We start from the raw sequence: 11,907 nt of genomic DNA, 5'->3' as shown, positions 1-11,907 counted from the left end.
CCGGTGCCGACCAGCAGCGCGGTCGGGGTGGCCAGGCCCAGGGCGCACGGGCAGGCGATGATCAGCACGGCCACGGCCGCCGTGAAGGCGGCGGTGGAGTCACCGGTGGCGAGCAGTCGGACGACCAGCGTGGCCAGCGCGATCAGGATGACCACCGGGACGAAGACGGCGGAGATCCGGTCGGCCAGGCGCTGGGCGGCGGCCTTGCCGTTCTGGGCGTCCTCGACCAGCCTGGCCATCCGGGCGAGCCGGGTGTCCGCGCCGACCCTGGTCGCCTCGACGACCAGTCGGCCGCCGACGTTGACGGTGGCGCCGGTGACGGCGTCGCCGACGCCGACCTCGACCGGCACCGACTCGCCGGTGAGCATCGAGGCGTCCACCGCGGAGCTGCCCTCGACGACCGTGCCGTCGGTGGCGATCTTCTCGCCCGGCCGCACCACGAAGCGCATCCCGACGGCCAGACGGTCCACCGGCAGCCGGATCTCCCGGCCGCCCGCCGGTCGGCCGCGACCGTCCGCGTCCGAGGGCGCTCCGGCTCCGCCTCCCCCGTCCTGGAGGACGGTGACGTCCTTGGCGCCGAGGTCGAGCAGGGTGCGCAGGGCGGCGCCGGCGCGGTGCTTGGAGCGGGCTTCGAGGTGGCGGCCGAGCAGGATCAGCACCGTGACGGCGGCGGCGGTCTCCAGGTAGAGCGCGGAGGAGGCGTCGGTGCCGCCGATCGAGAACGAGAAGTCGTGGTGCATGCCCGGCATGCCGGCGTGACCCCCGAACAGCGCCCAGACGGACCAACCGAAGGCGGCCAGGGTGCCGAGCGAGACCAGGGTGTCCATGGTCGCGGCGCCGTGCTTGAGGTTGGTCCAGGCGGCGCGGTGGAAGGGCAGTCCGCCGTGGACGACGACCGGGCCGGTGAGGGCGAAGGCCAGCCACTGCCAGTTCGTGAACTGCAGGGCGGGGACCATGGAGAGCAGCACCACCGGGGCGCTGAGCACGGCGCTGACCAGCAGCCGGTCGCGGTGCGGCTCGGGGGTGGGCGCCGGCTCGGCGGCGGTGGCGTCGGCCGGTTGCGGGGCGGCGGGTGCCGGGGGCGGCGGGGGTTCGGCGGTGTAGCCGGTCCGCTCGACGGTGGCGATCAGGTCGTCCACCGTGATGCCGGGGCCGTAGTCGACCCGGGCCTTCTCGGTGGCGAAGTTGACGGTGGCCTCGACGCCGTCCATCCGGTTGAGCTTCTTCTCGATCCGGGCCGCGCAGGAGGCGCAGGTCATCCCGCCGATCGACAGCTCGACCCGGTCCCTGGCCCCGACATCCGGGGCGGACGTGCTCATGCGGTTCAGCTCCTTGGTGGGGGCGTTCGGCGGGGGCCACTGGGGCGGGCCCCCGCCGTACCGGGGTGGGTCAGGCGCTGCGGCCGACCAGCTCGTACCCGGCCTCGTCGACGGCGGCCCGGATCTGCTCCTCGTCCAGCGGGGCGGCGGAGGAGACGGTGACGGTGCCGGCCTGGGCGTCGGCGGCCACGTCGAGGACGCCGGCCAGCGTGGCGAGCTCCTGGCTGATCGCCTTCTCGCAGTGTCCGCAGCTCATGCCGGACACGGTGTAGGTGATGGTGCTGGACATCAGGGCCTCCGGGCTCTCGGTGCGGTTGGTGCGCGGTTCAGCCCCGGTGCGGATGGCGCGCCGGGGGTCCTACTCTCATAACACCATACCCCTTGGGGGTATTCCGCGAGGGGGGCGGGTGGGGGTGGAATGGATCGCATCGTAGGCGACCGCAGGGGCCCGGCCGGGGAGGCGGCGGCGGGTCGGGGCCGGGTGGGGCGCCGTCGCCGGGCCGGCGGAATCCCGACGGGCGAGCGGGTGGTTCGGTGGTGTGATCGTCCCTTATGTTCGATATGTGCTTTCGATCCGCCGCGCCCGGTCGCCCGCGGCGCCCACCGCCGCCGGACTGCCACCGGAGCGGCAGCAGGGCGCCCTGCTGGCCGCCGACCTCCAGGACGTGCCGCTCTGGCGGCGGGCGACGCCGGCGCTGACCGCCGTCCTGCTGGTCGGCCTCGCGGACCTCCTCTCCGGCAAGGACCGCTACCTCGCGCCCCTGATGACCGTCGTCCCGGCCGTCGCCGCGCTCACCCTCAAGCCCGGCGAGCTGATCGCCGTCTGCTCGCTTGGGCTGCTCGCGGTGTTCGGGCTCAGCCACTACGACCAGGTCGACAACATCAACGACGCACGCTTCCTCTACGGTGCGATGGTCAGCTACCTGGTCCTGACGGCCTTCTCGGCCTGGGTGGCCAAGATCAGGATGCGGCGGGCGGCGGCCTTCGCCGCGGTCAGCTCCGTGGCCGAGGCCGCCCAGCGGGCCCTGCTGCGACTGCCGGGGCCGGCGGTCGGTCCGCTGCGGCTGGCCGTGCGGTACGTGTCGGCGGCGGACGCCTCGCGGATCGGCGGGGACCTGTACTCGGTGCTGGAGACGCCGCACGGGACGCGGGTCGCCGTCGGGGACGTCCGCGGCAAGGGGCTCGCGGCGGTCCAGACGGCGGCGGTGGTGCTCGGCGCGTTCCGCGAGGCCGCGTACGACGAGACCGGGCTGCAGGGCGTCGCGGCGCGGGTCGAGGCCAGCGTCGAGCGGCACGCGCCCGACGGGGACTTCACCACCGCCCTGTTCGTGGAGTTCCGGCGGCCCGGGGCGATGGAGCTGCTGCAGTACGGCCACGTGCCGCCGATCCGGGTCGACGGCGACGGGCGGGCGCAGGTGCTGGACGCGCCGGACCCGTGGGTGCCGCTCGGCCTCGGGCGGCTCGCGGCGGGGGAGCCGGCCACGTGGGGGCAGCCGTTCGGCAAGGAGGACGTCCTGGTGCTCTGCACGGACGGCGTGATCGAGGCCCGGCACCGGCGGAGCGGGGAGTTCTACCCGTTGGCGGAGCGGGTCGGGCCGCTGGTCCGGGGAGCGGCGCGCTCGCCGGGCGAACTGGAGGCGGCGGTGGAGCGGGTGTACGCCGATCTGCTCGCGCACACGGGCGGAGGGCTGCGGGACGACGCGCTGCTGCTGCTGATCACCCGGACGGACTGACGGCTCCGCCGCCGGGTCGTCCTGCGGCTCGCGGCTCACGGGCCGCGTGGCTCTGGGGGCGTGTGGCTCTGGGGGCGTGTGGCTCTCGGGGCGTGTGACTCCCGGGTTGCGTGGCTCGCCGGCCTGGTGGCTCCCGGCCGGACCGGGCCCGGGAGCCACGGCGCGGGGGTCAGCCGGCGGTGACCTCGGCGAGGGCGCGGAAGATCAGGGCGGTGGAGGTGGCGCCGGGATCCTGGTGGCCGATGCTGCGTTCGCCGAGGTAGGAGGCGCGGCCCTTGCGGGCCCGCAGCGGCACCGTGTCACGGGCGCCCTGCTCGGCGGCCTCGGCGGCGGCGGCCGCCGCCTCCGGCAGGTCCGCGCCGGTGGCGGCCGCGTGGCGGAAGGCCGCGACGGCCGGGGTCCAGGCGTCGACGATGGTCTTGTCGCCGGGATCGGCCTTGCCGAGCGCGCGGACGGCGTCCAGGCCGGACGCCAGGGCCTCGGCGAGGGCGGCCGGGGCGGCGGCCTCGGGCAGGGCGGCGCCGACGGCACGGAAGGCCTTGCCGTAGAGCGGACCGGAGGCGCCGCCGACCTTGGAGACGAGGGTGGTGCCGGTCTTGCCGAGGACGGCGCCGGGGCCGTCCGGCCGGAGGCCGTCCAGGGCGGTCAGGGCTGCGGTGAAGCCACGCCGGAGGTTGCTGCCGTGGTCGCCGTCGCCGATCGCGGAGTCCAGTTCGGTGAGCCGGGTCTGCTCCTGGTCGACGGCCGCGGCGATCGCGCGGATCCAGGCCTCGGCGAGCGTGGTGTCGAAGTCCATCGGGCGTCCGCCTCAGGCCCGCTTGAGGGCGGGGGTGTCGACCGGGGCGTCCCAGAGCTCCAGGAGCTGGGCGTCGGCCTTGGTGAGGGTGAGCGAGAAGCCCGCCATGTCCAGACTGGTGACGTAGTTGCCGACCAGGCTGCGGGCCACCGTGATGCCGTGCTCGGCGAGCCGGGCGGCGACCTCGCCGTAGACCACGTACAGCTCCAGCAGCGGCGTCGCGCCCAGGCCGCTGAGCAGGGCGATCACCTCGTCGCCCGGGGTCAGGTGGTGGTCGGCGAGGACGGTCCCGACCACCTCGGCGGCCAGTTCACGGGCCGGCCGCAGCTTCTCGCGGCGGCGGCCGGGCTCGCCGTGGATGCCGACGCCGACCTCGATCTCGTCCTCGGGCAGGTCGAAGCCGGGCTTGCCGGCGGCCGGGACGGTGGCGGCGGTCAGCGCGATCGCGAAGGAACGGGAGGCCGCGTTGACCCGTTCGCCCAGCGCGGCCACCTCGTCCAGAGCGGCGCCGCGCTCGGCCAGCGCACCGGCGGTCTTCTCCACCAGGACGGTCGCGCCGGTGCCCCGGCGCCCGGCCGTCCAGGTGGAGTCCTCGACCGCGACGTCGTCGTTGACCAGGACGGTGCGGACCTCCAGGCCCTCCTCGGCGGCGAGTTCGGCGGCGAGCTCGAAGTTCATCACGTCGCCGGTGTAGTTCTTCACGACGAAGACCACCCCGGCGCCGTTCTCCACCGCCTTGGCGGCAGCCAGCATCTGGTCCGGGACGGGCGAGGTGAACACCTCGCCGGGGCAGGCGGCGTCGAGCATGCCGGGCCCGACGAATCCGCCGTGCAGCGGTTCGTGCCCGGAGCCGCCGCCGGAGATCAGTGCGACCTTCGGGCCGGCCGGGCGGGCGGCCCGGGTGATCACCCGGTTGGGGATGTCCACCGCCAGCTCGGGGTGGGCCGCGGCGATCCCGGCCAGCGTGTCCTCCAGGACGCTCTCCGGGGTGTTGATCAGATTCTTCAACGCTCTTCGCTCCCTCGATGGCCGTGATGCCCCGGCGACCCGGGCGCCTGCGGCGACCCAGCGGTTCCGGCGGTTCCGGTACCGGGACGCCGTGGCGGCGGACGCCGTGCGTGGTGGTGCGGGCGCGCGGGCCGGTCGGATCGAACGGCCCCCGAGCCGACGCTACGCCAGACGGGGGTGCGGGGCACGGGGTGCGACACGCGGGATCGCACTCACCCTCCCGGAGCAGCGGCCGGGCCCGTAGGGTCGGGCGCATGACTGAGCGGGTGGGCATCGTTCTGGTTTCGCACAGCGCCGCACTGGCCGCCGGGTTGCGCGAGCTGCTCGGCGAACTCGCCTCCGACGGCGTGCGCGTGGTGGTCGCGGCCGGGACGGAGGACGGCGGACTCGGCACCAGCTACGAGCTGATCGCCGGGGCGATCGCGGAGGCGGACGGCGGGGCGGGCGTGGTCGTGCTGCCGGACCTCGGCAGTTCGGTGCTCACCGCGGTGACCGTGCTGGAGGACGAGCCGCGCCCGGGCGTGCGGCTGGTGGACGCGCCGTTCGTGGAGGGCGCGGTCGCGGCCGCCGTCACGGCCTCCACCGGGGCGGGGCTGGCCGAGGTGGTCGCGGCGGCCGAGGAGGCGTGGTCCTTCCGCAAACTGCCGTAGGGGTGCGCGGCGGCTCCCGTCGGGAGCGCCGACCGTGCGGACACCCCCGGGCGGCTACTTCGCGTCCGCGTAGCAGTCCACCACCGCCGTGCTGAGCGGGAACCGCACCGGGGTGTCGCCGAACACCAGCCGGCGGGCCTCCTCGGCCGCCTCGGCGACGGCGGCGGCCACCTCGTCGGCCAGGTTGGCCGGGGTGTGCACGATCACCTCGTCGTGCTGGAAGAACACCAGGTGCGGGCGGTCCGCGGGGGTCGCGGCCGGCAGTTCGGCCAGCCGTCGGCGCAGCGCGGCGATCAGGGTGAGGGCCCAGTCGGCGGCGCTGGCCTGGATGACGAAGTTGCGGGTGAACCGGCCACGGGCGCGGGCGGTGCGACCGCCCGTCTCGCCGACGGCGTCGGCCTCGGTGAGGTCGAGGAAGGCGGCGGAGGCCGGCGGGCAGACCCGGCCGAGCCGGGAGGCGACCACGCCGCCGTCCTCGCCGGTGCGGGCGGCGGCCTCGACGTAGCCCATCGCGGCGGGGTAGCGGCGGCGCAGGGTGTTCAGCAGCGGGCCGATGTCGCCGCTGGTCTGCCCGTACATGGCGCCGAGCAGACCGAGCTTGGCCTTGTCGCGGTCCCCCTGGAAGGCGGTCGCGGCGAGCGCCTCGTAGAGGTCGCCGCCGGCCGCGGTGCGGGCCAGCCCGGCGTCCTGGGAGAGTGCGGCGAGCACCCGCGGCTCCAGCTGGGCGGCGTCGGCGACCACCAGCAGCCAGCCCGGGTCGGCGACCACGGCGCGGCGCAGGATGCGCGGGATCTGCAGGGCGCCGCCGCCGCGGCTGGCCCAACGGCCCGAGACCACACCGCCGACGACGTACTCGGGACGGAAGCGGCCGCCGCGGGCCCAGGCGTCCTGCCAGGCCCAGCCGTGGGCGACGTGGATCCTGGAGAGCTCCTTGTAGCGCAGCAGCAGCCGGGCGGCCGGGTGGTCGATGCCCCTGAGCTCCCAGGAGCGGGTGGAGCCGAGCTGGATGCCGGCCTCCGCGAAGGCGCGCAGCACCTGGGTGTGCGAGTCGGGGTTGAACGGCTTGGCGCCCAGGGCCTGCTGCAGCTCGACGGCGAGGTCGGCGAGCCGCCGGGGCTGGGTGCCGGGCACGGTGGGGCGCGGGCCGAGCAGCTCGGTCAGCAGCCGGTCGTGGACGTCGGCGCGCCAGGGCAGCCCGTCGTGGGCCATCTCGGCGGCCGCGAGGGCGCCGGCGGACTCGGCGGCGACCAGCAGCCGGAAGCGCTGCCGGGCGGCCGGATCGGCGATGGCGGCGATCCGCCGCTGCTGCTCGGCGTGCACGGCCACCACGGCGGCCAAGGGGTCGACGCCGGGCGGTAGTTGGAGGCGGTCGGGGGCGAACAGGGTGTCCTGGCCGTCGTCCGCGTCGGCCAGGCCCGGTTCGGGCAGGTCGTCCGGGACGGGCAGGCCGTGCAGCCGGGACCAGGCGGCGCCGAGCGAGCGCGGCGCGCCGATGCGGCCCTCGTGCCCCAGCAGCAGGGCCTCGACCAGCCGCAGGTCGTGGCAGCGGGCGAGGCGGTCGGGAAGGCGGGGCAGCAGCGGGGCGTACCCGGAGTCGGCGGCGGCCCAGACCCAGCGGGGCCCGGGCGGAGCGCCGCTCCCGGCGGCCTCCCGGGCGGCCACGGCGGCGGCGAGGTCGCGGACGGCCTCCGGTGGACCGAGCGGCGCCCCGGCGTCGTCCAGCGGCTGGAGGCGGCCGCCGGGGCCGTGCGGGTCGGGCACGAGGGCGGTTCTGGGGGCCACGGGGGCGTCTCCTCTCCGGCGAGCGAGCGGGCGGGCGGTTCGCGGTCGGTTGGTCTGTGGTCGGTTGACAGGGCAGTCGGGCAGGCGGCGGGTGGGCGGTCAGGCAGTCGGGCGGGCGGTCGGACGTGCGGATGGGGGCACGGACGTGCGGGTGGCGGACCCACGGCGTCGACGTTATCGGGTGGGTCCGACAACCGGGCACAACCGCGCCCCGGGGGCGTATGGGCAGGCCCGGTGACACCGCGTATGGTCGGCGAAATGACCGAGAACCCGTTCTTCACGCCCAGCCCCCTGGTGTACCAACTGCCGCCCTACGCCGAGATCCGGCAGGAGCACTACCTGCCCGCCTACGAGCGCGGGATGGCCGAGCAGCTGGCCGAGATCGCGGCGATCACCGACTCCCGCGAGGCGCCGACCTTCGAGAACACCCTGGTGGCGCTGGAGCGCTCCGGCGAACTGCTGCGCCGGGTGGACGCGGTGTTCCGCAACCAGTCCTCCTCCGACACCACCGACCTGCTGGACGAGGTGGAGGCGAAGGTGAGCCCGCTGCTCGCCGCCCACCACGACGCGATCCACCTGGACCAGCGGCTGTTCGCCCGGATCGAGGCGCTGTACGAGGCCCGGGCGGACCTCGGTCTGGACCCGGAGTCGCTGCGCCTGCTGGAGCGCCGGTACACCGCCTTCGTCCGCTCCGGCGCCCGGCTCGGCGGGGCCGAGCAGGAGCGGCTGCGCGAACTGAACGCCGAACTGGCCGCGTTGGGCACCACGTTCCAGCAGAACGTGAACGCGGCCACCCGCGCCGCCGCGCTCGTGGTGGACTCCGCCGAGGAACTGGCCGGCCTCTCCTCGGGAGCGATCGCCGCCGCCGCGGAGAACGCCCGGGTGCTCGGCCACGAGGGCAAGTACGTGCTCAGCCTCAAGAGCACCTCCGGCCAGCCCGAACTGGCCCAGCTCAGCGACCGGTCCGTGCGCGAGCGGCTGCTCGCCGCCTCGCTCGCCCGCGGCGGCGAGGCCAACGGCCCGCTGGCGATCCGGATGGCCGCGCTGCGCGCCGAGCGGGCCGCGCTGCTGGGGTACCCGAGCCACGCCGCGTACGTGGTGGCGGACGAGACGGCCCGGACGGTGGAGGCGGTCTCCGGCCTGCTGGCCCGGCTGGTCGAGCCGGCCGTGGCCAACGCCCGCCGGGAGGCCGCCGAGCTGGCCAAGGTGGCGGCCGCGGACGGCATCGACGAGATCGCCGCGCACGACTGGGCGTACTACTCGGAGAAAGTCCGGCAGACCTCCTACCAGGTGGACGCGGCGGCGCTGCGCCCGTACTTCGAGCTGGAGCGGGTGCTGAAGGACGGCGTGTTCTTCGCCGCGGGGCTCGCGTACGGGCTGACCTTCACCGAGCGGCCGGAGCTGACGGCGCACCACCCCGACGCCCGGGTCTTCGAGGTGTTCGAGGAGGACGGCGCCTCCCTGGGCCTGTTCATCGGCGACTTCCACGCCCGGGCGTCCAAGCGCGGCGGCGCGTGGATGGACGAGCTGGTCGGCCAGTGCGGACTGACCGGACGGCGGCCGGTGGTCCTGAACAACCTCAACATCCCGCGCCCGGCGCCCGGTGAGCCGGCCCTGCTCGGCTGGGACGAGGTGCGCACGCTCTTCCACGAGTTCGGGCACGCGCTGCACGGGCTGTTCTCGGACGTCACCTACCCGCTGTTCGCCGGCACGGCGGTGCCGCGGGACTTCGTGGAGTTCCCCTCCCAGGTCAACGAGATGTGGATGGTCCGGCCGGAGGTGCTGGCCAACTACGCCCGCCACCACGAGACCGGGGAGCCGCTGCCGGCCGGGCTGGTCGAGCGGATGAGGGCCGCCGAGGGCTTCGGGCAGGGCTTCCGGACGGTGGAGTACCTGGCCGCCACGCTGCTGGACTGGGCGTGGCACACCCTGCCGGAGGGCGCCGAGGTCGCGGACGCCGAGGAGTTCGAGGCGCGGGCGCTGGCGGAGGCGGGGATCGTCGTCCCGGCGATCCCGCCGCGCTACCGCACGCCCTACTTCCAGCACATCTTCTCCAGCGGCTACAGCGCCGGGTACTACGCGTACATCTGGTCGGAGGTGCTGGACGCGGACACCGTGCAGTGGTTCGAGACCAACGGGAAGCCGGTGCGGGACAGCGGTGAGCTGTTCCGGCGGGAGCTGCTGGCGCGCGGGTTCAGCCGCGACCCGCTGGAGTCCTTCCGCGCGGTGGTCGGCCGGGCGCCGGAGACCGGGCCGCTGCTGGCCCGCCGGGGGCTGGCCTGATCGTCACCGGGGGGTGAGCACGACCGTCACCGGGGTGCCCGGGCGGGCGTGCGGGAGACGGATCCGGACCGTTCCCGCTCGTCCGTCCGCGGGCTGCCCGACCTCGGTGCGGGCATCGGCGGGGGAGACGGCGACCCGGGCTCCGTGCGGGAACGCGGCGGCCGGCAGCACGAGTTCGGTGCTGTGTCCGGTGCCGTCGGCGTACCAGCGGACGGTGGTGGCGGCGGTTCCGGTGGCAGTGGTTCCGGTGGCGGAGGCTCCGGGAGCGGCGGGATCGGTGGCGGTGCCGGTGCGGACGTCGGTGCGGACGTCGGTGCCGGCGACGGCCACCGGGTACGGGCCGAAGGCGGGCCCGTCGCCGGGGGCGGGGCGTCCGGCCGGATCGAGCGCGCAGTAGCCGCCGGTGCCGCGGCACCAGTACCACATGGTCCAGCCCTCGGCGAAGCCGTCCATCGCGGCGACCTGCCGGCGGACCAGGAGGGTGTTGCCCGGGGTGCGCGCGTCCGGCGGGCCCCACTCGCCGACCAGGACCGGCAGGCGGTTCGCGGCGGGGTAGCCGGTGATCGCGGCGGTGTACTGCTCGACGAAGCCGTCGGCGGGGTCCCAGTCGGCGCCGTTCTCCACCGCGGTGTCGTAGAAGTGCGGGGCGTAGCCGAGCCGGGGCGCACCCGGCCGGGGGTCGGTGAAGCCGGGCAGCCTGGTCGGCACGCCCTGGCCGACCAGGACGGTCGGTTCGACGAACAGCCAGGCGCGGGCGTCGACCCGGCGCACCGCGGTGATCAGCCGGCGGTACATCTCGGCGAGCCGGCCCTGTTCCAGGGCGGCGGAGGCGGCGGCCAGGACGGCCGGATCGCTCGGGTCGCCGTCCACCGGGCCGAACGGTTCGTTGAACAGGTCGTAGCCCAGCAGGGAACGGTGACCGCGCAGTTCGCGCGCCAGCCGGGTGTAGAAGTCGGCCTGCCAGGCGCGCAGGTCGGGGTCGTCGTAGAGGTGGCGGAAGGCGGCCTGGACGGCGGGCTGGAAGTAGCCGGCGAACCAGTCGTGCGGGTCGGGGGTGAAGGGCAGGCCGTCGTCGCGGGTGGCCCAGAGCGGGATGCCGTTGGTGCCGCCGCCGAACTTCGGCCCGTAGACGTCCTGGTGGAAGTCGACCAGGACGAGCAGGCCCAGCTGGTCGGCCCGGGTGAGGAGTTGCTGGAGGCGGTGGAGTTCGGCGGGGGCGAGGCGGCCGCGCTCGGGCTCCAGCCTGGTCCAGGAGACCGGCAGTCGGACGAGCGTGAAGCCCTGGGCGGCGACGGAGTCGAGGTCGGCCCCGGTCGCCTCGCCGTACTTGTCGAGGTTGAAGCCGCGCAGCCGGAGGTGGCGGCCCTGGGCGTCGATGAGCGCGGTGCGGCCGTCCGGGGCGGTGGCCGTGCCGGTGGGGAAGCGGTCCCGGGGCGCGCCGTGGGCGGCGGCCGGGGGCGCGGTGGCGGCGGCCCCGGCGGTCAGGACGGCGGTGAGGGCGAGCAGCAGGGCAACGGCGGTGCGGCGCAGGCGCATCGGGACCTCGCACGGCGGGGGGTGGGGGCCCGATGATGCCCGTGACGCGGTGCGCGGCACAAGGGCCCTGCGCCGAGGGGAAGTTCGGATCGCAGGGGTGGGTCCACGGCGGGGCGGTTCACGGCGGGGCGGTCCGGGGCGGCTCAGTCCGTGGCGGGCTCGGTCGGGCCGCCGGGCGGGACGGGGCTGGGCAGGACGGCGGTGGGCAGGTCCGCGGCGGCGGCCAGTCGGCCCCAGAGCAGGTCGGCAAGGGCCTGCACCATGCGGGTGCGCGTGCAGGGCTTCGTCTCCAGCCACCAGTCCCCGGCGGCCAGCACCATGCCGGTGATGCCGCGGCCCCAGGCCTCGGCGAGGAGGTCGCGGTCGGCGCCGAGGTCGACCTGGCTCTGGACGGCCCGGGTGATCTCCTCGGCGATCTGCCGCAGGGCGGGGGCGAGCGCGTTGCCGGCGCCGCTCGGGTCGCCCGGTTCCGGGTGGGTGAGCAGCCGGTAGACCTGCGGGCGGGCCTCGATCCCGGCGAGGTAGGTGTCCAGGACGTGCTCGACCCGGTCGCGGCGCTCCAGCGGTTCGGCCAGGGCGGCCCGGATCGCGGCCAGCAGGCCGCTGGTGTGCCGCTCGGTGAGGGCTCCGATCAGGCCGTTCCGGTCGCCGAAGTGCCGGTAGAGGATCGGCTTGGTGATGCCGGCCTCGGCGGCGATGGCGTTCATGCTGGCGCCCGGCCCCTCGCGTTGGATGACCCGGTCGGCGGCGTTGAGCAGCTGCTCGCGGCGGGGCTCTCGGGACATGCGCTGCTCCTCGGA

10 protein-coding genes are annotated in these 11,907 nt (G+C 75.7%); 3 read left to right on the top strand and 7 right to left on the bottom strand.

Annotation, left to right across the window (positions count from 1 at the left end; all coding sequences use genetic code 11):
* Positions 1-1,319 (bottom strand): heavy metal translocating P-type ATPase (locus ABT247_RS12705; protein WP_350741864.1); only part of this gene is annotated, 1,319 nt, incomplete at its 3' end.
* 70 nt (positions 1,320-1,389) lie between these two features.
* A complete protein-coding gene (locus tag ABT247_RS12700; RefSeq protein WP_350741862.1) occupies positions 1,390-1,608 on the bottom strand; it encodes a heavy-metal-associated domain-containing protein in 219 nt (72 codons plus the stop codon).
* A 274-nt stretch (positions 1,609-1,882) separates the two neighbouring features.
* Between ABT247_RS12700 and ABT247_RS12695 the strand changes: the two genes are divergently transcribed.
* Positions 1,883-3,052 (top strand): PP2C family protein-serine/threonine phosphatase, encoded by a 1,170-nt coding sequence (locus ABT247_RS12695; protein WP_350741860.1) that lies wholly within the window; start codon positions 1,883-1,885, stop codon positions 3,050-3,052.
* Between the two features lie 169 nt (positions 3,053-3,221).
* Here the strand turns inward: ABT247_RS12695 and dhaL are convergent, their stop codons facing one another.
* Together dhaL and dhaK are read right to left on the bottom strand one after the other, a co-directional pair.
* A complete protein-coding gene (gene dhaL, locus ABT247_RS12690; protein ID WP_350741858.1) occupies positions 3,222-3,848 on the bottom strand; it encodes a dihydroxyacetone kinase subunit DhaL in 627 nt (208 codons plus the stop codon).
* Positions 3,849-3,860: 12 nt separating this feature from the next.
* Positions 3,861-4,856, bottom strand: coding sequence for a dihydroxyacetone kinase subunit DhaK (gene dhaK, locus ABT247_RS12685; protein ID WP_350741856.1), 996 nt, complete (start codon positions 4,854-4,856; stop codon positions 3,861-3,863).
* Positions 4,857-5,110: 254 nt separating this feature from the next.
* On the opposite strand from dhaK, the gene dhaM reads away from it, so the two are divergent.
* Positions 5,111-5,506 carry a dihydroxyacetone kinase phosphoryl donor subunit DhaM gene (gene dhaM, locus ABT247_RS12680; RefSeq protein ID WP_350741854.1) on the top strand — a complete coding sequence of 132 codons (396 nt, stop codon included), beginning with the start codon at positions 5,111-5,113 and terminating at the stop codon, positions 5,504-5,506.
* Positions 5,507-5,560: 54 nt separating this feature from the next.
* Here dhaM and ABT247_RS12675 read toward each other — a convergent pair whose 3' ends face one another.
* A complete protein-coding gene (locus ABT247_RS12675; protein WP_350741852.1) occupies positions 5,561-7,288 on the bottom strand; it encodes a bifunctional 3'-5' exonuclease/DNA polymerase in 1,728 nt (575 codons plus the stop codon).
* Positions 7,289-7,546: 258 nt separating this feature from the next.
* Between ABT247_RS12675 and ABT247_RS12670 the strand changes: the two genes are divergently transcribed.
* A complete protein-coding gene (locus ABT247_RS12670) occupies positions 7,547-9,571 on the top strand; it encodes a M3 family metallopeptidase (RefSeq protein WP_350741850.1) in 2,025 nt (674 codons plus the stop codon).
* 3 nt (positions 9,572-9,574) lie between these two features.
* Here ABT247_RS12670 and ABT247_RS12665 read toward each other — a convergent pair whose 3' ends face one another.
* Positions 9,575-11,107, bottom strand: coding sequence for a cellulase family glycosylhydrolase (locus ABT247_RS12665; protein WP_350741848.1), 1,533 nt, complete (start codon positions 11,105-11,107; stop codon positions 9,575-9,577).
* A 143-nt stretch (positions 11,108-11,250) separates the two neighbouring features.
* Positions 11,251-11,892 carry a TetR/AcrR family transcriptional regulator gene (locus ABT247_RS12660; protein WP_350741846.1) on the bottom strand — a complete coding sequence of 214 codons (642 nt, stop codon included), beginning with the start codon at positions 11,890-11,892 and terminating at the stop codon, positions 11,251-11,253.
* Positions 11,893-11,907: the final 15 nt, after the last annotated feature.

This window comes from Kitasatospora sp. NPDC001539, assembly GCF_040298565.1.
Taxonomy (GTDB): domain Bacteria; phylum Actinomycetota; class Actinomycetes; order Streptomycetales; family Streptomycetaceae; genus Kitasatospora.
This window is presented reverse-complemented; position numbering and strand designations above follow the sequence as displayed.